Raw genomic sequence first — 24,687 nt, 5'->3', positions numbered from 1 at the left:
TTTGCTGGTTACTTGAACGATAAAACCACTTTTAACAGTGGTTTTTTAGTTTGGCGAGTGGATTAGAACCAGTAGGGCACTTGACCCTCCATGGCCTTTAGGGGCTTGGTGAAAAGCTAATACTTGCGGGTGCTGTGCTAACCATTGTGGAACTTTGGTTTTTAAGATCTGTTGTCCATGCCCGTGCATGATAGAAGCAACGTGATAATGTTGTTGCTTACATTCTATAATTAACGCGGCTATTTCTTGTTTTGCCTGCCGTTGCGTTAAGCCATGTAGGTCTAACAAAATCTCTGGCTCGTAATCACCCCTTCTCAGCTTTTTTAATTCGTAGGGATCACAGTCATCACTTTGCCAGCGCATCGGGCCTTCATCGGGCAACAATGGATGGTATTCATCAGAAAAGAAAAACTGGCTATTATTTAGCGCTGCTTTTTGCTGTTTTTCTCTTTGTTGGCTTTTTTGCTTGATTCGAGCAGGCTCAAGACTTATTTTATCTTGTTTTATCTGGCGAACGCCTTTGAGTGCTTCTTTGAAAGCAGCGAAATCTTCGTCAGTAGGTTTTTTCATCTTTATTATCAGTTGTGCCTGAAGCCATTAATTGGGTGATTGTACTTAATCTGGAGGCCAAATTGGAAAAGATATTTATCGAAGAAGCAATCGATGAGTTACATACTATACAAGATATGATCCGCTGGGCGGTGAGTCGATTTAATGCTTCAGGCGTTTTCTATGGTCATGGAACAGACAATGCTTGGGATGAAGCCGTGCAGCTTATCCTACCTAGCCTACATTTACCTTTGGATGTTGATCCAGCGGTGCGGCATGCACGTTTAACTCGTCAAGAGCGCAGTTTATTGGTGGAGTTGGTGGTGAAACGGGTTCAAGAACGCTTACCTGTTGCTTACCTTACTAATAAAGCTTGGTTTGCTGGTTTAGAATTTTATGTTGATGAGCGCGTGTTGGTGCCGCGTTCTCCGTTCGCAGAATTAATAGAAACCCAATTTTCGCCATGGTTAACTGAAGAACCTAAGCGGATTTTGGATTTATGTACCGGCAGTGGCTGTATCGCCATTGGCTGTGCTTACGCTTTCCCTGAAGCAGAAGTAGACGCTGTAGATATTTCTGAAGATGCGTTAGCAGTGGCAGAAATTAATATTCAAGGGCATGGTTTGGAGCAGCAGGTCACCCCGATACTTTCAGACGGATTAACGGCGCTAAACGGCCAAACTTATGATTTAATTGTAAGTAACCCACCTTATGTTGATGCTGAAGATATGGGCAACTTACCTGATGAATTCATGCACGAACCAGAGCTAGGTTTGGCGTCGGGCTTTGATGGATTAGCGCTAACTAAGAAAATTTTGGCTGATGCAGCCGAGCACTTAAACCCTCAAGGTTTATTGATTGTAGAAATTGGCAATAGCCAAGTGCATATGCAGCAGCAGTTCCCAGATGTACCATTTACTTGGATAGAGTTTACCAATGGTGGGCATGGGGTATTCATTATTAGTCGTGAGCAATTGCTTGCTTGTGGCTCGCTATTTAAACAGTAAGGATAGAGTTGATGGCAGGAAACAGTATTGGCCAGCTTTTTCGAGTGACCACCTTTGGTGAAAGCCATGGTGTCGCACTAGGATGTATTATTGATGGGTGCCCACCGGGTCTAGACATCACTGAAGAGATGATTCAACAAGATTTGGATCGCCGCAGACCTGGTACATCTCGTTACACCACTCAGCGTCGTGAACCCGATCAAGTTAAAATTTTGGCGGGTGTTTTTGAAGGTAAAACCACCGGTACTTCAATTGGTTTAATGATCGAGAATACCGACCAACGTTCAAAAGACTATTCTAACATCAAAGATATGTTTCGCCCTGGGCACGCTGACTATACCTACCATCAAAAGTATGGCACTCGTGATTACCGCGGTGGTGGCCGTTCATCAGCGCGTGAAACCGCGATGCGTGTTGCTGCAGGTGTTATTGCTAAAGAATACTTGAAACAACAACATGGTGTTGAAATTCATGGCTACTTGAGCGAATTAGGCCCAGTTAAAGCTGAAACCATTGATTTTGACCAAATTGAGCAAAACCCATTCTTCTTCCCCGACGCCAGCAAACTTGAAGACTTAGATGAGTTTATGCGAGGCTTAAAAAAAGAAGGTGACTCGATTGGTGCACGGTTAAGTGTGGTTGCTAAGCGGGTACCTGTGGGCTTAGGCGAGCCGGTGTTTGACCGTTTAGATGCGGATATTGCGCATGCCCTGATGGGAATAAATGCGGTTAAAGCGGTTGAAATTGGCGATGGTTTTGCGGTTGTTAACCAACGCGGCAGTGAACACCGAGACGAAATGACGCCAGAAGGCTTTAGTTCAAATCATGCTGGTGGCGTTTTAGGTGGGATCTCTTCTGGCCAAGATGTTATTGCCCATATCGCCTTGAAACCTACTTCAAGCATTTCTGTGCCGGGACAAACTATCGACAAGTTTGGCAAGCCCGTTGAAGTCGTTACCAAAGGGCGTCACGATCCTTGCGTAGGCATTCGTGCGGTACCGATTGCCGAAGCGATGCTTGCCATTGTATTAATGGACCATTGCTTACGTCAACGTGGACAAAATGGTGCAGTGAGCACTGACACACCTATTTTACGTTAAGCGTAACTACGCCTTTTAAAGCCCCTAACAGTGACGTTTAGGGGCTTTTTTTTAGACAGATAATCGCAGAGTGCTTGTGGGTAAATAGATGTTTGACGATGTTGGCCAATTGATTGATTTATTTAACCGAACTTTTGCTAAGTTTAACACGGTGTTGGTTGCTGGAGACGATGAGCCAATATACCTCCCTGCTGGAGCGATGTCTGAACAAAACCAAGTGATTTTTGCTCATGGATTTTTTGCCAGTGCGCTACATGAAATTGCTCACTGGTGTCTTGCCGGTGACGAGCGAAGAACACTGGAAGATTATGGTTATTGGTACAATGGCGATGGTCGTGACCAACAACAACAACTCGAGTTTGAAAAAGTGGAAGTGAAACCTCAGGCCATTGAATATGCCTTTGCCTTAGCGGCTGGTCGCGAGTTTCAAGTGAGTGTAGATAATCTTTCTGGTTTTCAGAGCAACCGCCATGCTTTTAGCAAAGCGGTAGAACAGCAATATCAGGCGTATTTACAAACATGCTTTCCACCGCGGGCGCAATTGTTTATTGATGCCCTTAGACAAACGGTTGATTCATCCCTTAATGAGGCCGCCCAATGATTAAACTTGGTTTGATAATCAATCCCATCGCAGGTATTGGCGGCAGCGTCGCCTTAAAGGGGTCTGATGGGGTAGTTGACCAGGCTTTAGCTAAAGGTGCGGTAAAAAAAGCCAACCTTAGAGCAGAGCAAGCATTGCAGGGCTTGGTTGATTTGAGGGGGAGTGTTGAACTGTTTACTGCCTCTGGTGAAATGGGGGAGCTATTATGTGTCAGGCTTGGCTTAGCTCACCAAGTCGTCTACCAAGCTGATGAGCCAAGCGGTGCTAAGGATACTCAGTTGGCTGCTCAAGCCATTGCTGATATAGGCGTTGATTTACTTGTTTTTGCTGGGGGAGATGGAACAGCGCGTGATGTACTTAATGTGGTGGGGGAGCAGCTTCACTGCCTAGGCATTCCTGCAGGGTGTAAAATTCACTCTGGGGTATACGGCGTGACACCTAAAGCCAGTGGCTTAGTGATTGAAAAATTAGTCAAGGGCGAAATGCTTAGTTTAAAGCTGGCAGACGTGATGGACATTGACGAGCAGGCTTTTCGCCAAGGTAAAGTGAGAGCTAAGTGCTTTGGAGAGATGACCGTTCCCGACGAGCTTCGTTATGTACAAGCTGTTAAGCAAGGTGGGATGGAGTCTGAAGACTTGGTTTTACAAGATATCGCCGCCGAAGTGATAGAAATGCTGCAAGACCAGCCATTTATCGCCGGCTCAGGCTCTACGGTAGATGCAATTATGCAGGAGTTATCACTGCCCAATACTCTTTTGGGAGTAGATTTGGTCGAAGATCACCAAATTGCACAACAGGATTTGACCGCAGAACAGCTGGTAAATAGAATAAGCCCCGTAACAAAGCTATTGATTACACCAATAGGTGGCCAAGGCCATTTATTTGGACGTGGTAATCAGCAACTTAGCCCTGCGGTAATACGTAAACTAGGTCGTGATAACATCGTAGTCGTAGCCACTAAAACTAAACTTAAATCTTTGCATGGACGCCCGTTGATAGTTGATACTGGCGATACAGAACTGGATAAATATTTATCCGGAAGCATCAAGGTAATTACTGGTTACCGAGATTATATTATGTATCGAGTATCGAACCCTGAAAATGAGGTTACCGATGCTCAAAAATTATGTCACTCTGCTACAGACTTATCTGAACAGTCACGACACTAATCTAAATGCTCCACCAAAAAACGTGGTTCAATACTTAAAAGATCATTTAGGTGTTGCTGCAACTCAAACCGAGTTGAGCCATCGTCCAATGGTACACTGCTTAAAATCACAAATGCATATCGCCTTATTAGATGCGCACTTTGATGGTGAAACGGATGACACAATGCAGTCACAAGTAGAAGTGTTATGGCGAGACGCTATCACTTTTGCTGACAACCACAAGCAAGTAGCCGCTGTAGCATAAGCTGGTTACTGGATAAAAAGCAAAGCTTAGGCTTTGCTTTTTTTATGCCGATAATTTGCTTATGAGCGATTCGCTGGCTCGGTCATCAAATGGTTTAACGGCACTTATCGCAACAGCATCAGGTTACGGGTGTCTGCTAAGGTTTCAATTAACCGGCGACGACTCGGTGAAAGAAACAATGCCTTTAATCTAGCTATAATCGCTGACAGCCGCTGGTGCTCTTCATTACACCGTTCTGCTTCAGCGGTGGCGATTCTCGCTTTCGCTTGAGTGAGAGCTTGGCTTGATTGCTTGGCTACTTTGGGCGCATAACGTTGATAAATGGTATGCATCGCTTTGATTCTAAGTTGGCTTTTACTGCTTTCAGAGCCATCGCGCATGAGGTACTGACAGTCACAAAAGTTAGCGACGGCCACCGGCCCAGACAGCGCTAATTTCAACCACAGATCCCAATCTTCTGCCGAGGGTAACTGCTCATCAAAGGCAAAACAGTCGAGTAAAGCCGAACGTGAAGCCATTACAGTCGATGTGCCCACTACGTTTTCAGCAAATAAGCTGGATGCCGCATCATGTTTTATTTGATAGCGCTTAGCTTGAGTGACTAAATGACGATAGTTAGGCCAAAATTCAAAACAGGTTCCTCGGTCTTCGCCATTCGGACCCAAGTGGCGGTAGTCGGTAAAGCTAAAGCTAAGCTCGGGAAATGCCTGATGAAAATTAATTTGCCTTTGTAGTTTACCGGGTAACCAGGTGTCGTCGGCGTCTAAGAAAGCGATTAACGGCGCTTTCGCATGTTGTATCGCAATATTGCGAGCATAGGCGGGGCCATTTCCCGACAGCTTTATACTGCGTAATTGCGGTTTGCTGATCTGTTGTTGTTGTAACCACTGCCAAGTTCCGTCGCTGGAATTATCATCAACAACAATGACTTCTATATTTGAAACTTGCTGTTGTTCAACGCTAATTAAGGCCTGTTTTAAATAGGCTAGGCAGTTATAGCTAGGAATGACCACGCTGCAAACAGGTGTAGTTGCTACTGGATTCGACATGTTGGTGTCCTTGGCATTGAGGTTGCTTATGTAGCTACATAAGCATGACTTATGCCAGAGAGATAAATTGATGAACAGAAGCCGCAACCATGGTACTCACACAACGCAAAACCTAAGGCCTATCTTGTGGGCTTTACTGACAATATCAATCGCTGGCTTAGTCTGGCTAAAGCTTCCTAATCTACTGATTCCATTGGTATTAGGCTTGATTCCTCTTTGCGTGGTTATGGTGTTCAAGCAACCCTTTTGGATTGTGCTTGGCTTTGTTTGTTTCTCATTTTTTCGCCTGCATGAGGCTTTTCCTAGCCTGTACGTTTTACGCATTCCGCAACTATTAGCCTTGGGTTCGTTGGCCTGTTTAGGCTGGCATTTATTCATTTCTCGCAAATTGCAAATTTACTGGAGTAAGGAGCTTAGTTGGTTGATGGCATTTGTTGGTTTGTGTGCTGTGGGCGTTATTTTTTCTAGCAGTCGCCCGGTAGCCATGGCGTATTTCAATGGGGTATTTAGCAAAATTGCTCTTATGACAGTGGCGATAGCATGGTTGATGCGTAAGCCAGAAGATTTTGTTAAGGCTGCAATAGCCTTTTTTGTCTGCGGTTTTATGATAGCGATGGTTGCTTTGCAAAATGCCGCTGCGGGTATTGAGATGGTTGAAGGAACGCGGGTGACGATTGGTCGTTCGATGGGCTCTATGTTGGGAGACCCAAACGATTTGGCCTTAACCTTATTGTTCCCGCTAGGTTTCGCCGTAGCATTTAGCTTAAAGCCTGGTCGTTGGATAAGTCGTTGGCTGGCCATAGTGAGTGCAGTGGCTATTATTATGGCTATTTTAGCCACCCAAAGCCGTGGCGGTTTGTTAGGGATTGCTACTATCAGTGCGGTGTTTGCTTGGAGACGGGTACAAAACAAAGTATTGCTCATCAGCTTGGCCGCAATGGCAATGCCGATATTATTTGTATTAGCGGGGGTCTCTGAACGGAGTTCGGGAGGGGCGGCTGAGTCAGGAATCGATGAATCGTCAATGGGGCGTATTTATGCGTGGCAAGCGGCCTTTAAGATGGCCTTGTACAATCCGCTAACAGGTGTTGGTATCGATAACTTTTACGCTAACTACTATTTCTTCTCGTCGCATTGGGACGGTAAAAACCATGCGGTTCACAGCACTTGGTTTGGCGTGTTGGCAGAAACCGGATTTTTGGGTTTTATGGTTTTCTGTACCTTAGCGTTCAAAATCTGCCGTTTAGCTCACGGTAACTTACAATTTCTCATGAAGCAGGCGTCTGCCCATCACTCCGGTTTATATGCTTGTGCCGAAGGGGTATTCGCAGGGCTACTAGGCACGTTTGTTTCTGGTACGTTTTTAACTCAAGGTTTTACTTGGCCAATCTATATATTCACTGCCTTAGTGGTCGCTATCGCTCAATTACTTCGTCAACCATTGCAGAATGCAAATCGCTAGTTATCTACGCTATAAACCTTACCGTGTTAGCGCTTATCTTATTGAAAATACATGATTAAAAATTAGTGGTCTGGCTTTTGCTGTATTGCAACTATCACCGCTGCCCACCTTGGTCCATCTTCACGGCAGTTAACCGCAATGAGGACTTCTCTATGTTTAATGTATCGATAATCGTTCCAGTTTATAAATCAGAGCAATATCTTGCCAGTTGTTTGGATTCACTCGCTAAACAAACGCTTGAGCATGTAGAAGTTATCGTGGTTATTGATGGCTCTCCTGATAACAGTGCGGTCATTGCAGGCAACTATTGTTTGCAATACCCAGAGCGTTTTCGAAAAATTGTATTGGAACAAAACGTCGGCGTCTCGGTGGCGAGAAATATCGCGATGCAATCGGCCCAAGGTGAGTACATTGGGTTTGTTGATAGTGATGATTACGTAGAAGCAAACATGTTTGAACTGATGTTCAGCGAAGCGCTCAATACCAATGCTGATGTCGTCAGTTGTCAAATGCGTTCTTTTGAGACCCATGCCTCTCTCATTGAATATCACAACATTCCAACTAAAGAGTATTACGAAGACACTTTTGTAACTAATAAGCTATTTCGCCGTGTTTATCTGCTTTCGAAACAAATCAATTTTTATAGCAACGTCATTTTTGAAGATGAACCGTTTGCTTACACTGCGCGTTTTTCGACTGAAAATCTGGCTGAAGTTAATCAAGTGCTTTACAACTATCGGATGAGCCCTGAAGGATTATGTCGCGGTGAAAACCACGGGCGCTTTAATCTTTACGACAAACAATTAATGCTGGCCAGGTTTTTGGCTGACATGGATCGCCGAGGGGCGATTGATAAACATGCCGATGAATTACTGCAGTGTTTAGCAAACCACGCTTTGAGTGCGCTCTATTATCATATTTCTGTGATTGATTTAGTCGGCTTCTTTAGTTTTATTGATCATCTAGTGGGCAAGTACCAACTATTAGCGCGCTGCACTGATACCGGTGAAGAATATAAAGTGAGCCGCTACCTAAAATTCAGGGGCTCTGCGACACGTATTATCTTGTTGGCATATTGGGTAAAGGCTCGTCAAGCTCAGCAGCAGTTGCTGGATTATATTCAGCCAATGGGTTTAAGTACACAGGGAGCTAAGTCATGAGCATCATTGAAAATACTCAGCCTGATGTTTCTGTTGTAGTGCCTGTGTTTAATACCGAACAAACCTTGTGGCAGTGCCTTGAAAGCCTTGCAGAACAGAGCTTGCGGTCAATAGAAGTGATTGTTGTTATTGATGCATCACCAGATAATGCTTACTTATTGGCTAAGCGGTTTGCCCAGCAATCTAGTTTAGCGATTAATATTGTTAGACTCACCACCAATGTCGGTTTGGCGCAAGCGAGAAATATTGGTATGAGCCACGCTCGCGGTCAATACCTAGGTTTTTTAGATAGCGATGATTATCTAGACAGCCAAATGTATCTGCGTCTATTAAATGAAGCGCAACAACACAGTGCCGACTGGGTAAGCTGTGGTTTTAGTAAATTCTCAGATCAAGGGCTGGAGTGTTACGCCCATAACAATATCAGCGAAAATACCTCGGTCTGTAATAAGTTATTTAATCGTTCGTTTATTAATGAGCACCAAATAGCATTTCCTGCAGGGGAGCTATTTGAAGATGAAATATTCTCTTATATGGCAGAACTGTTCGCGAAAAAAATTGTACATATTGATGAACCGTTTTACTTCTATCGGCATAACCTTGACGGCATCTGCCGCAAACCCGGTGCTGATCAGACTCGTTTGTATGCACGGATGTGTTCCATCGGTGATTTTATGCAACGAATGGAACACTGTGATTTGTTACCTAAAGCCGCTCCTTTATGTTTAGAAATGTTGTGTCGGCATGCTTACTTACAGTTACGTACTCAAGTGAGTTGGTTTGATTTACTGTGTTATTGGCGCTTCACGCAGCATTTGATTGAGAAGTATGATTTATCTGAAAGCTATCAGCAGAGTAAAGATAACTATTTCGTGAGTAGTTTTTGTAAATGGCAACACCGTGAATGGGCTCTATGGTTAATCCGCATTCGTGCCGGGAGAGCCAATTATGCCGTGGAATAAAATCAAAGCTGCGCGCCAATCCCTGAAAGAAATGGGTGTTTATGGGGTGCTGATGATCTTGCAAAAAGGTATCGGCCTAATGATGTTGCCGGTGACTACACGTTACTTAAGTTTGCAAGATTATGGCTTATTAGAAAGCTTAGTGGTGATTTTTTCGCTGTGTTCTTTACTGGAGATTAGCGCTGGAGCCTTACCGCGTTTTTACCCCGATTGTAAAAATGCCGCGGCCAAAGCGAATCTAATCTCTTCGTCTTTTGTTCTTAGCTTAGCTTATGGCCTATTGCTCGCGGTATTGGTGGGGCTTAGTTTACATTTCCTACCCTTTGAATTATTCGCCAGTTTAACCGTGTGGCAGTTGGCTGCAGTCGCTGCTGTCGTCGCACTATCTATTGCTTTACAACCTTTAATGATGTGGCTACGTATTGAGCGCAGAGCAGATAGATATTTTTATTTGGTGGTGCTTCAGTCGCTAACTCAAGTTGCGGTGACCTTATGGGGTCTGCAGCATGGTTGGGGAATTAATGCGGTGATATCAGCAAGTGTGGCGGCCAACGTTGTTGGGCTTAGCTTGGGCGTATGGTTTTGTCGTGAGCAGATCAAGCTAAGGTTTGATTTTGCATTAGCTAAATTAACCTTAAGCTATCAAAGCTGCTTAATTGGTGCGTCACTCGCCTTGTTTGTGATGCATGGGCTCGACCGTTTATTGTTAGCTGAATGGTTAGGCGCTGAGACTTTAGCTCAATACGCCATTATGATTAAGGTGGTTGAAGCTACTGCCATGGCATTTGGCGTGATTGAAAGTTGGTGGTTACCGCGCCGCTTTGCAGTATTACAACACTCGAATGGCCAAATGGAGGTGACGGTTATTCATCAGCGTTTGTTGTTAGCCATAATGTTGCTGCTGCTATCCGCCGCTTGTTTTGCACCTTTATTACTTAAGGCTGTATTACCGCTTGAGTATCTAGCAGGGATTGACTGGTTACCTCTGATGCTTCTGGCAGTCGGTTTTAAATTAGCTACCGCGGTAACTGATATAGGCTGCTATTTGCCAAACAGCCCGGTTTGGTTACCTAGGATTAACGCCGCGTCTGCAGTGTTAGCGATAAGCTTGTACTACTTACTGATCCCTGCTTGGGGTGTATGGGGCCTAATTGCTGCCACTAACAGTGTATTTGCCCTGCGCTTTGTCATGTTTACCATCATCAGTTTAATCTTACAGCCTTTACAGTACCGAGTGTTTCCATTAGTTGTAGCCTTTATCCCACCGTTAATGCTGTTACTGCTGCTGCCTTTAGTAGGGGAAGTGGCTTGGGCGCAGTTATTACCTATGGTCGGGCTTATCTGGTTAATACTTGGCTCTGTTTGGGTGGTTAAGCCTCAGGGCCAATTAAGCAGCGCTTTTTAGTCACTCTTTTTTGGGCTTGGTCAATTTTCATTTTGCGAATAGCGTCCCTGCACCATCTTAAGTTATTGATTTTATGAGTCTAAAATTCATGGCATGGATGCTGCTATCACAAGGATAAGTTTCAGTTTTAACATGTCATAAGGGGAAACTAATGAGCAGCATGTTTTTACATCAAACCAAGTTATGGCTAAAACACAGCGAATCTCCGCTAGCGAAGAATGTGTTTTTATTTTTGAAGCGTATACGGCTTTTTCAGCTGCCTAAAATACCCGCTTTGTTTAGTGCGCTATACCGCTTACACCTGTTAATAAGCGGCTTGTTCGGCAGCGTATTAAGAATTTTTTGGTGGACCCCCCTGTTTAGAAGTAAAACTCAGGGCCCATCTAAAAATCTTTATCTATATGGCGGCATGCCCTTACTGGGTGAAGGCTTGGTTATTCAATTGGCTAACCAATGTCGAATTTCAGGAGCCACTACCTTTAGTGGCCGAGCGTCTAGTCAGCAAGCAGCACAATTAATAGTAGGTAACAACGTAGATATAGGCTGGCAAACCACCATTGCAGTGGGGCGCTTGGTCAGTTTGGGTAATAACGTGCGTATTGCAGGGCGCTGTTTCATCGCCGGTTACCCAGGCCACCCCCTAGATGCAAAACAGCGCGCAGCAGGTTTACCAGACACCGAGGAACAAGTTGGCGATGTCATACTTGAAGACGACGTGTGGTTAGCCACTGGGGTATCGGTTATGGCGGGTGTGACCATTGGCAAAGGAACGGTAGTGGCGGCGGGGAGTGTAGTCACAAAAAGCTTACCCGCTGGGGTGCTTGCTGCAGGTGTTCCTGCCAAAGTAATAAAAGCTATTGAGGAGAACTAATATGAAACGCGATCTCATAGTATTTGGTGAAGATTGGCAGCGTCACCCTAGCAGTAGTCAGCATGTTATTACCGAATTGGCAAAGAACCATAGGATTCTTTGGGTTAACTCCATTGGCTTACGCCGCCCTCGTTTAAGTTTACGTGATGCTAAACGGGTGATTGAGAAGCTTAAATCGATGTTGGGTTCAAGCCAGCCAACGAGTAAAACTCAAAACACCGAGCGAGAGAAGGCACCCGTTAGGCCTCGCAATATCCATGTACTGTCACCGGTGGCTTTTCCTGCGCCGCGCAGTCGATTTTTTCGTTGGTTGAACCGATGCATATTGCAAGCTCAAGTCAATAAGCAAGCTAAGCGACTGGGGATAACGCATCCTGATCTATGGATAGCGCTGGCGACAGCGGTAGATATGCTGGGGCATTTAAATGAACGTCAAGTTATCTACTATTGTGGCGATGACTTTAGCGCCTTGGCAGGGGTGGACCATCAACATGTTACTCGTTGCGAAACCGAGCTAGTGAAAAAAGCCGATCATGTGCTGGTGGCTAGCGACATGCTGTTGCAAAAATTTAGTCGCCAAGCGCATATCGCTGCTAAAACACGTATTTTACCTCATGGCGTTGACTACAGTTTATTTGTTCGGCCGTCAGAGCCTGCGCCGACTATTCAGCAAAGTGCGCAGCCGATAGCTGGTTTTTATGGCAGCATTGCCGTTTGGTTAGATATTCCTTTGATTGTAAACGTTGCCAAGTCGTTACCACACTGGCGCTTTGTATTTATCGGTGATGTGCAAACCGATATTTCGGCTTTTAAAGGTCTTAGCAATATTGAAGTTTACCCCGCGGTTCGCCATGACGAGCTACCCAGTTATGTGCAGCACTGGCAGGTATCATGGTTACCCTTTAGGGCTTGTAAACAAATCTCCTCGTGTGACCCGCTAAAGTTACGCGAGTATTTGGCCGCAGGCAGGCCAATAGTGAGCACTCCGTTTCCAGCACTACAACCTTATGCGGGAATGGTGACCCAGGTAGAAGAAGCCTATCAAATGGTTCAGGCCCTAGAAGACAGCCTAGAAACGCCTTCTGCATTGCAGCAAAGAAGAACCTCGTTTCAACGTTTGCACGTGCGTTCTGAAAGTTGGTATGAAAGGGCGCAACAGGTAAATCAATTGCTGTCTTGTTAGCTGGCAGTATAAAGGTTCGGGCCTAAGTAAGCTGCTAAGCAATCGTTTTGCTTGGCTGCTTATTTGAGGTTTTACTCATGGCAGGAGCAGGTTGGGGGGCAATAGGGGTAGCAATGAACTCGCCGCCGCATACAGGGTGCAATAGGCCGGTCGATATTGCGGCTTGCGATTCACGCTGCCAATAGTGCGCGACGATGTTGAGCTTCGGATCAATCACCGATATCTTGTGTGAACCACAGTTCAAGCATTCCGCGTGGTTATGCCGTTGTCTAGAAATGTCTAACTCTGCACCAAGGGTCAGTAGGGTTGCCACACTGCGACGCCTTACTCGGCGTAACTTTCTGTTTAACAGCCTTTGCCAATAGTTTGTTTTCAGCTTCTCTTCGAGTGAGGCCACTTGGCGAACCAAAGCGGCCATTTCATTTATGATTAGGTCAATATCCCTAAACTCATCAGCGCTGACTAAAGCATTACATTCATTACACCAACCTATCGTCTTACGTAACGGAATCTCTAGGCCATTGTATAGATGTACTCGCCAAGTATTGATTTGGTGTTGGTCGCTACTACAATCACAACGGTTACATTGAATCAGGGTCGAAGGCTGCGACATCATTATTCCCTTAATTGATTAATCTAATTCTGGCGCAACTTTATGCTTTTGTGAATATGTCATTTATTAATCTTGAGCCATTCAGCATTTTATTTTTTTGACTGAAAAATTTAACTGCTTGGGTGGTATAATATTTGGCAAAAATTTCTTGGAGAATAAAATGGCGACGATTCCAAATAACTACGCAAGTTTAGAACAGGGTTACCGAGAGAAAGCCCTCAAGCTATTTCCTTGGGTATGTGGACGATGCGCGCGTGAATTTCCGTATTCGAATCTGCGTGAGCTTACGGTTCATCATATTGATCATGACCACACTAATAATCCTAATGATGGTTCTAATTGGGAGTTGCTATGTTTATATTGCCATGACCATGAGCATGCTAAATATACCGAGGCTGCGCAATATGGCTCAACGGTAGAAGCGGGTAGCGATCTAAAGCAGGATGTAGCGACCAGCAATCCGTTTGCAGATTTAAAAGCAATGATGAACAAGAAAAAATAAGCAAATGTCAAAGCTTGTTAAGCGTTTAGCGTAGAGAGTAATCAACGGATTGTCACCGATATTCAGGCTTTGACAGCTGAACCGAATATAAAGTTGCGTTGCGACAGTGTCCTACTATGCTCAGAAATGGGCCGCGGAGAGCTTAACCATCTAAAAAAGTTTTAACATTGCGAATATAGAGTGGTGAAAACAGCCGTTATCGGGTTTTAAACGGCTTTAATCGTTTATTTGCTAGATTATTTTTAATAAATTTGGCAATTAATCGCTCAAATTCAGTTCACCCTCTCGCCTTGTGCCACAGTAGTGGTATACTCCCCGCCGAATTTGAAACAATTGATTAGAGTTGAACAATGGCTGATTTATCAAAATATAGAAATATTGGTATTTTTGCTCACGTTGATGCAGGTAAAACTACCACAACTGAGCGTATCCTAAAACTTACTGGTCAGATCCACAAAACTGGTGAAGTACATGACGGTGAGTCTACTACTGACTTCATGGAACAGGAAGCTGAGCGTGGTATTACTATTCAGTCTGCAGCAGTAAGCTGTTTCTGGGATGACCACCGCTTCAACGTTATTGACACTCCTGGACACGTTGACTTCACTGTTGAAGTATACCGTTCTCTTAAAGTGCTTGATGGCGGTATCGGCGTATTCTGTGGTTCTGGTGGTGTTGAGCCTCAGTCTGAAACTAACTGGCGTTATGCGAATGACTCAGAAGTTGCACGTATTATCTTCGTTAACAAGTTAGATCGTATGGGTGCAGACTTCTACCGTGTAGTTAAGCAGACACAAGACGTTCTAGCGGCTAACCCACTAGTAATGGTTTTGCCTATTGGTATTGAAGAAGACTTCGTTGGTGTTGTCGACCTTCTTACTCGTAAAGCATACATCTGGGATGACACGGGTCTTCCAGAAAACTACGAAATCACTGATGTTCCTGCGGACATGGTTGAGAAAGTAGAAGAGTACCGTGAAATGTTGGTTGAATCTGCTGTAGAGCAAGATGACGACCTAATGGAAGCTTACATGGAAGGCGAAGAGCCAACGATTGAGCAACTAAAGGCGTGTATCCGTAAAGGTACGCGTACAATGGACTTCTTCCCAACTTACTGTGGTTCGGCGTTCAAAAACAAAGGTATTCAATTAATCCTTGATGCTGTTGTTGATTACTTGCCAAACCCAACTGAAGTTGATCCTCAACCTCTAATGGACGAAGAAGGCGAAGAAACTGGTAGCCACGCTATCGTTTCTGCTGACGAAACATTCAAAGCACTAGCATTCAAAATTATGGATGACCGCTTTGGTGCATTAACATTCGTACGTATTTACTCTGGTAAACTGAACAAGGGTGACACCATCCTTAATGCATTTACAGGTAAAACTGAGCGTGTTGGCCGTATGGTTGAGATGCAAGCTGATGACCGTAACGAACTCACTTCTGCTCAAGCTGGCGACATTATCGCTATCGTAGGTATGAAGAATGTTCAAACGGGTCACACGCTTTGTGATCCTAAAGACCCTTGTACGCTAGAGCCTATGGTATTCCCAGTTCCAGTAATCTCGATTGCTGTTGCGCCTAAAGATAAAGGTTCAACTGAGAAAATGGGTATTGCTATCGGTAAAATGGTTGCTGAAGATCCATCTTTCCAAGTTGAAACTGATGAAGATTCAGGTGAAACCATTCTTAAAGGTATGGGTGAACTTCACTTAGACATTAAAGTTGATATCTTGAAGCGTACTTACGGTGTAGACCTAGTTGTTGGTCAACCTCAGGTTGCTTACCGTGAAACTATTACTCAAGAAATTGAAGATAGCTACACGCACAAGAAACAGTCTGGTGGTTCTGGTCAATTCGGTAAGATTGATTACCGCATCAAGCCTGGTGAAGTAGGTTCTGGTTACACGTTCACATCAAAAGTAGTTGGTGGTAACGTGCCTAAAGAATTCTGGCCTGCAGTTCAGAAAGGTTTCCAAGTAATGATGGAAACGGGTCCATTAGCTGGCTTCCCTCTTCTAGATATGGAAGTAGAGCTATTTGATGGTGCTTTCCACGCTGTGGATTCATCTGCGATTGCTTTTGAAATTGCAGCTAAAGGCGCTTACCGTCAATCTGTACCAAAAGCGGGTCCACAACTTCTTGAGCCAATCATGAAAGTTGACGTATTCTCTCCAGAAGATCACGTAGGTGATGTTATTGGTGACTTGAACCGTCGTCGCGGCATGATCAAAGACCAAGAAGCTGGTGTAACCGGCGTACGTATTAAAGCAGATGTACCACTAGCAGAAATGTTTGGTTACATTGGTTCACTACGTACTATGACCTCTGGTCGTGGTCAGTTCTCTATGGAATTCTCGCACTACGCTGCTACTCCACAAAACGTGGCTGAATCAGTCATTGCTGCAGAAAAAGAGAGACAAGCTAAGAAGTAAGCTTACTTTTTAGTATCAAGCCGCTCCTAGAGCGGCTTTTTTTATGCCCAGCATTTAACACCATCAAAAAAGCAGCCATTGGCTGCTTTTAAAATAGCGGAGGGGGAAACTCACTAGAACTTAATAGATTGGCGACCGGTTATTACGTTTCTCTTCGGCTCTTCACTCATGGCAGGTTTAGTGAGAGCTGAGTGTGGCTTTGGCTTAGACTCTTTTTGCGTTTTCTGCTTAGCCTTTGGTTTCGCGGTTTTAGGTTTAAGCGCTTTATTGCTAGTGTCGGTGACAGGCTGATCACACACTACATACAAATATTGGCCGTTAAATTCAATAATATCACCAGCGTATACTTTTTTACGCTTGCGCTGTTCTACTTCACCATTGACCCCAACATATCCTTCTGCAATGGCCATTTTTGCTTCGCCGCCACCGTTGACCAGCTCGCCTATTTTAAGCACCTTGTACAGTTCTATAGGTTGTTCATTGACGAGTACTTCGAGGGCTTCCACCTCAACTTCTTGTTCGGGATCTTGAGTATTGCTCATAGTGCCATGTTAGCTAAACAGATAAGCATTGAAGTATGGCGATGGGAGTAGGCGGGGTCAAGTACTTAAGGTGTGGTAAGGCCTTGTGAAAGGATTTCATTGAAAGTTATCCATATTCAGTTAAAGTGAATTAACTGAGTAAGTGAATGATTAGAGATCATGGCAAGCACAATAAGTTGAGCTAATTGCTTGCTAATTGCACAGCAGATAAATATCATCACATTTTGCTGAAAATGTGTTTAGATTTTTATTTTGTTTACTGCTGAAAATCTTGATTTAACACCTATCTTTGGCAGCTATGGACGGTTTGAAAGACTATGGAGTTGTCTTGTTGAAGTCATCTTGTATTGCTCGTTGTTTTTGTTTGTCTCTCGGTTTTGCCTCTGCAGTTAGCTTTGCAAGTGGCAGTTCTTTGTCTAGTTTAGAGCTAGAATCGTTAATGGATACCGATGTGCAAGCAACATCGGCCATGAAGCGGGCACAATCGTCGTTTACCACTGCGGCTTCATTATATGTATTAAGTAAAGAAGATATTCGGGCATCTGGCGCAGTAACGGTTGCGGAAACTTTAAAGTTGGTTCCTGGTCTTGAAGTAAGGCAAATAGATAATAACCAGTGGGCCATCAGTGCTCGGAGTGTAGCTGGTAGATATACCAGCAAGCTTTTGGTCATGGTTGATGGACAAACTGTTTACAACCCAGCTTTTGCCGGCGTTTACTGGGAGACCCTAGATGTCCCATTATACGATATAGAACGTATCGAAGTGATTCGAGGTCAAGGTGGTTTACTGTGGGGAAGTAATGCGACCAATGGTGTGATTAACATCATAACAAAAAACAGCATTGATACCCGCGACACACTGTTGCAAGTGAGTAGCGGTGACCAAATAAACTATGATGTTGGTTTACGCTTTGGATCAGAGCTAGGCAGTAAAGGTAGTTACCGAGTTTTTGGTAGTGTTCGAGATTCTGATGCCGCCAAAAAGGCCAGTAGAGAGATCGCTACCAATGACGATGCTAAACAAGCCAGTGTAGGTTTTCGTTTAGATTTGGCTCCCAGTGATGACTTATCTATTCTTGGTCAATTAAATTACACCCATACTGATATGGGACAAAATCTAAAAGCCTTATCGCTTGAAACCAATCAAAATACCCTGTATCACGACAATTTTAAACGGGATGATGTACGATTTATGGCGAGGCTTGAGCATCGCTTATCCCATTCTTCGAACCAAATGTTACAAGCGTCATGGGCCGTGCTCGATGGAGAGCAGTTGTATCTTAATGAGCGTTTTCAGTCGATAGATATTGACTACCAGATGAACACATTATTGGGCAATACCCAATTTGATTGGGGCTTAAATTACCGTAATAATTATTTGCCCTACGAAGATAGCTTCTTGATTAGTAGTGATGCTGATATTCATCGTTTACAGCAATATGGCGCGTTTATCCAAGCACAGTTTAGTTTGGTGCCGAATAGTGTCAGTTTAATATTAGGTAATAAATCAGAACACAATAGTTTTACCGGTTGGGAGCACCAACCCGTTGCTCGATTATTGTGGCAACCTACGTCTAAGCAAGTATTGTGGGGCGCTATCTCGCAGGGCGCTAGGATACCTTCGCTCACTGAATTTGATTTTGATTCTGCCCTTAATGGCACCGTTGTCAGGGATGTATTGGTGACGGGCTTTGACGCGATTGATAACTACGCTATTCGTACGGTGTTAAATGGTAATCAAAATGTTGAGCCAGAACGGTCAACATCATATGAGCTGGGTTATCGCTTCAGTCAGGCGCATTGGTCTTTAGACTTGGCGTTGTTCCATACCCAAGCTGACAACGTGATTGCAGTGTCGCCTAACGTGAACAGTGTGCCTATCAACGATATTTTGGCTCTGTTAGGTTCAGGGCAAATCGAACAAGCACAACAAGCCTTGATTAGCTCGGTTGTAGAGTATGATGTAGTGTCTAATGCTCAACTTAATACGAAAGGCGGCGAGGCCTTAGTCACTTGGCGCCCTAATATGCGGTTTGTCAGTGAGCTTGGTTATAGCCAAATGTCTTACCGATATCGACTCGAAGATAACAGCTTACCGGCCATTGGAACTGACTCTGATAATCAACAGTTTTTCGCTAAGCTTGGCTGGCAGGTATTTGAACAGCATTCTTTGTTTGGCTTATACCGCTCAATACACAGTAATGCGTATAACACGAGCAATTATGACGCTTTAGATTTAACCTGGAATTGGCAGCTTATACCAAGTACCGTTGTGTCCTTAAGTGCCAAAAATCTTTTGGCAGGTTCACACCTAGAGTATTACAACACTTCAGAGACATTTACGTTGCCTAATCACATAGAACCCAGTGTGTTATTCAGAGTATCGGCTGAATTTTGATGATGGCATTTTTTAAACGGCCAATGCTAGTTATATCTTTAATAAGCTACTTGCTGTTTAGTCCTGATTGCCTTGCTGCTAATGATAAAGAACTGTCGTTAAAAGCGGGCTTTGTTTTTAACTTTGCCCGTTATAGTGAGTGGCAGGATCAGGCACCTTTAGTCGGATATTTTAGATTATGCAGTCCAGATATTAGCTTTGTTGATTCAGCTAGTGAGGTGTTGGCCGAACAAACCATACATGATTTGCCTATTTTAATTAGCTACATGAGCTTAGATTCATCGGATATCACCCAATGTAACCTACTGTTTATTAGCGCTGCCTATCAGCAACAATGGCAGCAGGTCGATAAGCGGCTATTACCCAATACCATGTTAGTTGGTGAAGCCGCCAACTTTATGAAAAATGGCGGCCATATTCGCTTTTTTTTGTTGGCAGGTAAAATTCGTTTTGAAGTTGACCCTGAGAAACTTAAACAATCAGGAATTGTAATGAGTTCAAAGGTGCTTAGGTTAAGTCGTATTGTTAAGGGAGCGTCGTGATGAGTCGGTTTTTCTCCTTTAACACGATGAGCAAGAAACTATTGTTGATCCTAATGAGCATGTCGTTCTTTTCTACAGTGATGGTGGCTGGCGTGTTCAGTGCCTACGAAGTTGTCAGTGCTAAAGCAGACCAAACCACTAGTTTGCAAAGCAACGCCAAAATGTTATCACCCAACATCACTGCGGCTTTATTGTTTGATGATCTAGATGCGATGAGAGAGCAGCTTCGTTCGCTATTGTTGCGAGAGGACGTGATTAAAGCTGATGTGGTTGATATTCAGAAAAATCTACTGGTAAGTGAAAGCCGCTTAGATCAGCCCACAGGGCTAAGCGAAATCGAAAATAATTTGATTAAGGTGTCTCATCTTTTGGTTTTAGATGGACAAATTTACGGTGAGTTACTGATCTGGGCTAACGATAGCTATATAGATACCAGAGTTCGATTTTACAGCCAGTTTTTAGCCGTGTTGCTGGTGTTCACTTTTGGTCTCAGTTTATTTTTGTCTTTGTTTCTAAAGCGTGGTTTTTTAAGGCCATTATTGCACTTGGCTGATGTCGCCGAGCAAGTAAGTTCAAGCAGTAATTATAGCCTAAGAGCTCAGCAGTCGAGTGCTGATGAAGTAGCCAACTTAACTAAATGCTTCAATGATATGCTCGAAAACATTGAACTGCGCGATCGAATGTTGGAGACCCAAGTAAAAGTGCGCACTCAGGAACTAGAAAATGCTAACCATCAGTTATTGCAATATGCCTATAAAGATGGATTAACAGGCTTACCCAATCGTCATTATTTTTATGAAAAACTCCATAAGCTGATTGTTGAAGACAGTAAGTTTGCACTGATATTCATTGATTTAGATGGCTTCAAGGAAATTAACGATACGCTGGGTCATGACTATGGAGATATTTTGCTCAACCAAGCTGGTCAGCGGATCCTTCGCAGTGTAAGAGGGCGGGATACCGTTGCTCGGCTAGGTGGGGATGAATTTACCATTGTGATTGAAGGTGTGAGTGAGCAGCAACACGTTGCCAGTATTGCCGAGACAGTGTTAGCAGCTTTAGCTAAACGTTTTACCATAAAACAAGAAGCCGCCTATGTGACCGGTAGTATCGGCATTACTTTATACCCTGGTGATGGTGACACGGTTGAATCACTGGTGAAACATGCTGATCAAGCGATGTATGTGTCTAAAGGGCGTGGTCGAAACTGTTATCAATTTTTCTCTTCGGCGATGCAGGTAGAAGCCCAAGAAAAACGTAAATTGTTAGAAGAGCTTAGAATCGCCTTAAAAGAGCAGCAGTTTGAAATGTTCTACCAACCTATTGTAGAAACTGTGGCAGTTTTAAAAGATAGCAAAGTGAATAAGGCGGAGGCTTTACTGCGCTGGAACCATCCAGAGAAAGGGCTGATTGCCCCTGGTGAATTTATCCAAGTCGCTGAAGAAGCGGGGCTCATTAGGGAAATTAGTGATTGGGTGATGGATCAAGTGGTTGAGATGGTCGCCGGCTGGTATCAGCAAAATGGCCAAGCCATACAAGTCAGCGTGAATACGTCTCCCTCTCAGTTTAATGATGGGGCTGCTTGGATTGATGATTGGTTGCATACCATTATTCGCCAACAAATACCGGCACATAGCATTATGATCGAGATTACTGAAAACGTATTGATGGTTACTGAGGAGTCAATTAAACATCAGCTAAGCCGATTACATCAACATGGAATTGATGTTGCAATTGACGATTTTGGTGTGGGTTACTCATCACTTGCGTATTTACAGCAGTTGGATATCGACTTACTTAAAATTGACCGCTCGTTTATAGAACATTTAACGACTGATGAAGATAGTGCCGCCTTAGTTAAGGCGATTGTAACCATTGCCCACCATCTCAATATCAAAGTGGTCGCAGAAGGGGTAGAGACAGAGCAGCAATACCAGCGTGTTTTTGGTGTAGCTTGTGATTATGTGCAAGGCTATTTGTTTTCTAAGCCTATTCCAAAGCAGCTGTTCTATCAACGCTACTTACTTCCTCATTAATGTTTGCAGTGACTTGCCAATGTTGTAAAAATTTCTTGTTATCAAGTGGTTGGCCATATAAATAACCTTGGATTTTGTGGCAGTTGTTATCCTTTAGAAATTGGCTTTGCCAAGGCGTTTCAACCCCTTCAGCGATAACTTGTAAGTCGAGGCTACTGGCCATAGATATCACGGTTTTTGCCAAGGTTCGAGACCGAGCGCTATGCTCCATATCATCAACAAAGCTTTTATCTATCTTGATGATATCGAAAGGGTAGCTACTCACGTAGCTGAGAGATGAATAACCAGTACCAAAATCATCGAGATAAAAGCTAACGCCCAGCTGTTTCAGCCCATTCATTAGATTGAGTAACTCTTTTCGATTATCTAAAAATACACCTTCGGTGATTTCTAAGGCGATGCTATTCCCCGGCAGGTGGTGACGCTCTAGAGCGTTAGCTACGATATTAAAAATATCCGATGAAATAATTTGCGCCGGCGAAAGGTTGATAGACATTGTTAAGCTTGTTAAGCCTAAATTTTGCCATTCAGCCCTGATGCGTAAGGCTTCATTGAGCACCCAATTGCCAATCTCATTAATTTTACCGGTTTGCTCTGCAATCGGGATAAATACCGCCGGTGAAATCTCTCCAAGCAAATGGCTATCCCACCTAATAAGCGCTTCTGCACCGCTTAACTCTCCGGTATCTGTTATTACAACAGGCTGAAACTGTAACGAAAACTCCTTGTTATCGATGGCATGAGCCAAGGCAGTGGAGATGGCTAAATGTAGCGCATCGGTGATACGCATATCTTCAGAAAAACAGGCATAGCGACCGTGGCCAAGATGTTTAGCGTAATTTAGAGCGGTGTCTGCTGATTGTAATAGCTGAGCGCCATCGTTGCCGTCAAGGGGAGACAGTGCAATGCCGATGCTAGCACTTAAATGGAAAATATTATCTGCAATAGATAGAGGCTTAGACATGGCTTGCTGGAGCTGGCAGGCTATTTGTATCGCGCACTGCTGGTCTTTGATGGGGGCTATGATGGTGAATTCATCGCCACCAAATCTAAAGGCTAGGGCGTTCTCAGGAATGGTGTTTATCAGCAACTGAGAAATTTTTATTAGGGTTTGGTCACCAATAGCATGGCCAAGGTTGTCGTTCACAACCCTAAAAGCGTCAATATTTATAAACAAGATGGCTAGCTTTTCACTCGCTGCATTTGCTTCAAATAGTTTTTCTGCCATGATGTTTTGAAAGTGATTCTTGTTAGCTAAACCGGTTAAAGAGTCAGTGATAAGTAATTCTGTTAAGGTATTCTCAGCTTCTTTTCTAGCGGATATGTCTCGAAGAATCGAAAGGATGGCAAGCTTATCCCCATATGGGACTAATTTAGCGCTGGTTTCTACCGGGATGACTTCACCTAATTTTGTGCGAATGCTCGTTTCAAACTTTAGACTACCGATATTCAACACGTTTTCTATATCTTGATTGACTTGATCTAAACTGGAATGGCTGCGGATCATTGAGACATGCATACCCATTAACTCAGTTTTTGAATACCCTAGAAATTCACTAGCCAAATTATTAACCGAAATATATGTGCCAGTGTCGAGATCGGTGATCAGTAAAGGGTCGCCTGCATTATCGTAAATACTTTTGAATTTTACTTGCTGGCGTTGCAAACGCGCCATTAGATAGTAAACGCCGATAGCTACCCCAATGTAAAATAGACAGGTAGCGCTGGTAAATAGAATGAAACTTTGTTTTGTTTGCTCATAGGCGGCAAAGGCTTCTGCATAATCCATTTCAGTCGCTAAACCAAATTGCAAGTCTGGGTCCCATAGCCACGCGCCAACAACTTTAATACCGCGATAATCTAGGTAGCCGTCGACATTATAAGTCGTTTCTCCGCTTAGGGCACTGGTCGCCATGACGGTATAGCTTGGTAATTTACCATTTGATACAGCGGGAACCATCGCTCTAATGTTAAAAGCACTAGGGCTATTTTCTTTGAGCTGTTGCAGCTCACTCAATTGAGAGTTGAAACGGCTTTCGGTCAGTAAGTAACCGTGTTTGTTGATTAAGTAGGTTTCTCCACTTTCACCCATTTGGCCACGGGAGAGTATATTCTGAACGTCTGCTTTAGGGTCTAAGCTAATCGCAAGAAGGGCGATGACTTGATGCTGCTGATTTCGAATTAGTGCTGTAGAAAACATAGTGGGATAGTTTTCAACTAATACGCCGTTGTTGTCGACCAGTGCAACATCAGAGGGCTGGGGCGGGGTTAATTGAATTTGCCCACGCCAAGCTTTGTTGAGTATCTCCGGTTGGTGTGTGAGTAGGTTAGTGGTGCCAACGTTACTATCACGGCTTGAGGCGACGCTAATATTGCTTGGCGCGATAATGTAAAATCCACGTAGTCGATGGGCATGGAGTAGCGGGGTTAAATAGTTGCGAAGCTGTTGCTGAACAGCTGAGGCTAACAAGGCTTGATGATTGCGTGGTTCAGCCAAAATGGCTTCGGTATAGGCGATAACTTTTGGATCTGTGACTATTGCATTCGCGTGGTGTACCGTTTCACGGCCCCACGTGATTAGACCGTGATAGGCTGTGTCCCTAACCACTTGTAGCGATTGTGCAATATCGTTGGTAAGACTGGTTTTTATTATCGAAAATGTAAATATTGAGGCGGAAATAGTAAGCCCTAGTGCAACTAACACCACTAACACTATTTTACCTAGCTGCATGCTAACTCTCCTCCAACCATAAAATTGGTATCGAATGCGTTTATTTGGTTCGGGCGTTTACGCTAGTTTAGCTATTGAAGCCAGTCAGCGCTGGAGAGATAGAAGCATTTGCTAACGGCGCAATGC

General features: G+C 43.9%; 21 protein-coding genes. 16 read left to right on the top strand and 5 right to left on the bottom strand.

What is annotated here, in order from left to right; all coding sequences use genetic code 11:
- Window positions 1-45: 45 nt before the first annotated feature.
- On the bottom strand, window positions 46-570 hold the full coding sequence (gene smrB, locus ACVFI8_RS01940; protein WP_248715130.1) for an endonuclease SmrB: 525 nt from the start codon (window positions 568-570) through the stop codon (window positions 46-48).
- A gap of 62 nt (window positions 571-632) precedes the next feature.
- Here smrB and prmB point away from each other — a divergent pair, with 62 nt between their 5' ends.
- The 5 genes from prmB to ACVFI8_RS01915 all read left to right on the top strand — a co-directional run bounded on the left by prmB (window position 633) and on the right by ACVFI8_RS01915 (window position 4,670).
- A complete protein-coding gene (prmB, locus tag ACVFI8_RS01935) occupies window positions 633-1,556 on the top strand; it encodes a 50S ribosomal protein L3 N(5)-glutamine methyltransferase (RefSeq protein ID WP_248715131.1) in 924 nt (307 codons plus the stop codon).
- Window positions 1,557-1,567: 11 nt separating this feature from the next.
- Entirely contained in the window at window positions 1,568-2,656 is a 1,089-nt protein-coding gene (gene aroC, locus ACVFI8_RS01930; RefSeq protein ID WP_248715132.1) for a chorismate synthase, read from the top strand.
- Window positions 2,657-2,744: 88 nt separating this feature from the next.
- Entirely contained in the window at window positions 2,745-3,257 is a 513-nt protein-coding gene (locus tag ACVFI8_RS01925; RefSeq protein ID WP_248715133.1) for an elongation factor P hydroxylase, read from the top strand.
- Window positions 3,254-4,426: an ATP-NAD kinase family protein gene (locus tag ACVFI8_RS01920; protein ID WP_457872877.1), complete on the top strand. Its 1,173-nt coding sequence runs from the start codon at window positions 3,254-3,256 to the stop codon at window positions 4,424-4,426. Before ACVFI8_RS01925 ends, ACVFI8_RS01920 begins: the two co-directional genes overlap by 4 nt.
- 22 nt (window positions 4,427-4,448) lie before the next feature.
- On the top strand, window positions 4,449-4,670 hold the full coding sequence (locus tag ACVFI8_RS01915) for a hypothetical protein (RefSeq protein WP_248715135.1): 222 nt from the start codon (window positions 4,449-4,451) through the stop codon (window positions 4,668-4,670).
- Between the two features lie 104 nt (window positions 4,671-4,774).
- On the opposite strand, the gene ACVFI8_RS01910 is transcribed toward ACVFI8_RS01915, so the two are convergent.
- Entirely contained in the window at window positions 4,775-5,719 is a 945-nt protein-coding gene (locus ACVFI8_RS01910) for a glycosyltransferase family 2 protein (RefSeq protein ID WP_457872876.1), read from the bottom strand.
- A 70-nt stretch (window positions 5,720-5,789) separates the two neighbouring features.
- Here ACVFI8_RS01910 and ACVFI8_RS01905 point away from each other — a divergent pair, with 70 nt between their 5' ends.
- The 6 genes from ACVFI8_RS01905 (at window position 5,790) to ACVFI8_RS01880 (ending at window position 12,762) form a co-directional block, all read left to right on the top strand.
- A complete protein-coding gene (locus ACVFI8_RS01905; protein ID WP_457872875.1) occupies window positions 5,790-7,181 on the top strand; it encodes an O-antigen ligase family protein in 1,392 nt (463 codons plus the stop codon).
- A gap of 152 nt (window positions 7,182-7,333) precedes the next feature.
- The gene (locus tag ACVFI8_RS01900) at window positions 7,334-8,341 is read left to right on the top strand and encodes a glycosyltransferase family 2 protein (RefSeq protein WP_457872874.1); all 1,008 of its coding nucleotides are present in this window, start codon (window positions 7,334-7,336) and stop codon (window positions 8,339-8,341) included.
- On the top strand, window positions 8,338-9,303 hold the full coding sequence (locus ACVFI8_RS01895) for a glycosyltransferase family 2 protein (RefSeq protein WP_457872873.1): 966 nt from the start codon (window positions 8,338-8,340) through the stop codon (window positions 9,301-9,303). Before ACVFI8_RS01900 ends, ACVFI8_RS01895 begins: the two co-directional genes overlap by 4 nt.
- Window positions 9,290-10,708, top strand: a complete 1,419-nt coding sequence (locus tag ACVFI8_RS01890) for a lipopolysaccharide biosynthesis protein (protein ID WP_457872872.1) — start codon at window positions 9,290-9,292, stop codon at window positions 10,706-10,708. Before ACVFI8_RS01895 ends, ACVFI8_RS01890 begins: the two co-directional genes overlap by 14 nt.
- Before the next feature lie 151 nt (window positions 10,709-10,859).
- Window positions 10,860-11,579, top strand: a complete 720-nt coding sequence (locus ACVFI8_RS01885) for an acyltransferase (RefSeq protein WP_457872871.1) — start codon at window positions 10,860-10,862, stop codon at window positions 11,577-11,579.
- Window position 11,580: 1 nt separating this feature from the next.
- Window positions 11,581-12,762, top strand: a complete 1,182-nt coding sequence (locus ACVFI8_RS01880) for a glycosyltransferase (RefSeq protein ID WP_457872870.1) — start codon at window positions 11,581-11,583, stop codon at window positions 12,760-12,762.
- A 34-nt stretch (window positions 12,763-12,796) separates the two neighbouring features.
- Here ACVFI8_RS01880 and ACVFI8_RS01875 read toward each other — a convergent pair whose 3' ends face one another.
- Window positions 12,797-13,378 carry a hypothetical protein gene (locus ACVFI8_RS01875; protein ID WP_457872869.1) on the bottom strand — a complete coding sequence of 194 codons (582 nt, stop codon included), beginning with the start codon at window positions 13,376-13,378 and terminating at the stop codon, window positions 12,797-12,799.
- Between the two features lie 157 nt (window positions 13,379-13,535).
- Here ACVFI8_RS01875 and yajD point away from each other — a divergent pair, with 157 nt between their 5' ends.
- A complete protein-coding gene (gene yajD / locus ACVFI8_RS01870; protein WP_248715144.1) occupies window positions 13,536-13,877 on the top strand; it encodes an HNH nuclease YajD in 342 nt (113 codons plus the stop codon).
- Window positions 13,878-14,227: 350 nt separating this feature from the next.
- A complete protein-coding gene (gene fusA, locus ACVFI8_RS01865) occupies window positions 14,228-16,312 on the top strand; it encodes an elongation factor G (protein ID WP_248715145.1) in 2,085 nt (694 codons plus the stop codon).
- Between the two features lie 113 nt (window positions 16,313-16,425).
- Here fusA and ACVFI8_RS01860 read toward each other — a convergent pair whose 3' ends face one another.
- On the bottom strand, window positions 16,426-16,854 hold the full coding sequence (locus ACVFI8_RS01860; protein ID WP_457872868.1) for an RNA-binding S4 domain-containing protein: 429 nt from the start codon (window positions 16,852-16,854) through the stop codon (window positions 16,426-16,428).
- A gap of 328 nt (window positions 16,855-17,182) precedes the next feature.
- Here ACVFI8_RS01860 and ACVFI8_RS01855 point away from each other — a divergent pair, with 328 nt between their 5' ends.
- Genes ACVFI8_RS01855 through ACVFI8_RS01845 form a run of 3 tightly spaced genes read left to right on the top strand, consistent with a single transcriptional unit; the run spans window position 17,183 to window position 21,830 of the window.
- Window positions 17,183-19,252: a TonB-dependent receptor plug domain-containing protein gene (locus ACVFI8_RS01855; protein ID WP_457872867.1), complete on the top strand. Its 2,070-nt coding sequence runs from the start codon at window positions 17,183-17,185 to the stop codon at window positions 19,250-19,252.
- Window positions 19,252-19,794 carry a YfiR family protein gene (locus ACVFI8_RS01850; RefSeq protein WP_248715148.1) on the top strand — a complete coding sequence of 181 codons (543 nt, stop codon included), beginning with the start codon at window positions 19,252-19,254 and terminating at the stop codon, window positions 19,792-19,794. The genes ACVFI8_RS01855 and ACVFI8_RS01850 overlap by 1 nt, the downstream gene beginning before the upstream one ends.
- Complete coding sequence (locus ACVFI8_RS01845) at window positions 19,794-21,830, top strand: putative bifunctional diguanylate cyclase/phosphodiesterase (RefSeq protein WP_457872866.1); 2,037 nt, start codon at window positions 19,794-19,796, stop codon at window positions 21,828-21,830. Before ACVFI8_RS01850 ends, ACVFI8_RS01845 begins: the two co-directional genes overlap by 1 nt.
- On the opposite strand, the gene ACVFI8_RS01840 is transcribed toward ACVFI8_RS01845, so the two are convergent.
- Window positions 21,784-24,561 carry a bifunctional diguanylate cyclase/phosphodiesterase gene (locus ACVFI8_RS01840; protein ID WP_457872865.1) on the bottom strand — a complete coding sequence of 926 codons (2,778 nt, stop codon included), beginning with the start codon at window positions 24,559-24,561 and terminating at the stop codon, window positions 21,784-21,786. The genes ACVFI8_RS01845 and ACVFI8_RS01840 overlap by 47 nt on opposite strands.
- Window positions 24,562-24,687 lie beyond the last annotated feature (126 nt).

This window comes from Agarivorans sp. MS3-6 (assembly GCF_054112545.1).
Note: the sequence above shows the minus strand (reverse complement) of the source record. Positions and strands in the feature narration are given on the sequence as shown.

Excerpts from the sequence above, each read along its gene's own strand:
- smrB (WP_248715130.1), bottom strand. The coding sequence starts at position 570 with ATGAAAAAACCTACTGACGAAGATTTCGCTGCTTTCAAAGAAGCACTC.
- aroC (WP_248715132.1), top strand. The coding sequence starts at position 1,568 with ATGGCAGGAAACAGTATTGGCCAGCTTTTTCGAGTGACCACCTTTGGT.
- ACVFI8_RS01925 (WP_248715133.1), top strand. The coding sequence starts at position 2,745 with ATGTTTGACGATGTTGGCCAATTGATTGATTTATTTAACCGAACTTTT.
- ACVFI8_RS01920 (WP_457872877.1), top strand. The coding sequence starts at position 3,254 with ATGATTAAACTTGGTTTGATAATCAATCCCATCGCAGGTATTGGCGGC.
- ACVFI8_RS01910 (WP_457872876.1), bottom strand. The coding sequence starts at position 5,719 with ATGTCGAATCCAGTAGCAACTACACCTGTTTGCAGCGTGGTCATTCCT.
- ACVFI8_RS01905 (WP_457872875.1), top strand. The coding sequence starts at position 5,790 with ATGAACAGAAGCCGCAACCATGGTACTCACACAACGCAAAACCTAAGG.
- ACVFI8_RS01900 (WP_457872874.1), top strand. The coding sequence starts at position 7,334 with ATGTTTAATGTATCGATAATCGTTCCAGTTTATAAATCAGAGCAATAT.
- ACVFI8_RS01895 (WP_457872873.1), top strand. The coding sequence starts at position 8,338 with ATGAGCATCATTGAAAATACTCAGCCTGATGTTTCTGTTGTAGTGCCT.
- ACVFI8_RS01890 (WP_457872872.1), top strand. The coding sequence starts at position 9,290 with ATGCCGTGGAATAAAATCAAAGCTGCGCGCCAATCCCTGAAAGAAATG.
- ACVFI8_RS01885 (WP_457872871.1), top strand. The coding sequence starts at position 10,860 with ATGAGCAGCATGTTTTTACATCAAACCAAGTTATGGCTAAAACACAGC.
- ACVFI8_RS01880 (WP_457872870.1), top strand. The coding sequence starts at position 11,581 with ATGAAACGCGATCTCATAGTATTTGGTGAAGATTGGCAGCGTCACCCT.
- ACVFI8_RS01875 (WP_457872869.1), bottom strand. The coding sequence starts at position 13,378 with ATGATGTCGCAGCCTTCGACCCTGATTCAATGTAACCGTTGTGATTGT.
- yajD (WP_248715144.1), top strand. The coding sequence starts at position 13,536 with ATGGCGACGATTCCAAATAACTACGCAAGTTTAGAACAGGGTTACCGA.
- fusA (WP_248715145.1), top strand. The coding sequence starts at position 14,228 with ATGGCTGATTTATCAAAATATAGAAATATTGGTATTTTTGCTCACGTT.
- ACVFI8_RS01860 (WP_457872868.1), bottom strand. The coding sequence starts at position 16,854 with ATGAGCAATACTCAAGATCCCGAACAAGAAGTTGAGGTGGAAGCCCTC.
- ACVFI8_RS01850 (WP_248715148.1), top strand. The coding sequence starts at position 19,252 with ATGATGGCATTTTTTAAACGGCCAATGCTAGTTATATCTTTAATAAGC.
- ACVFI8_RS01845 (WP_457872866.1), top strand. The coding sequence starts at position 19,794 with ATGAGTCGGTTTTTCTCCTTTAACACGATGAGCAAGAAACTATTGTTG.
- ACVFI8_RS01840 (WP_457872865.1), bottom strand. The coding sequence starts at position 24,561 with ATGCAGCTAGGTAAAATAGTGTTAGTGGTGTTAGTTGCACTAGGGCTT.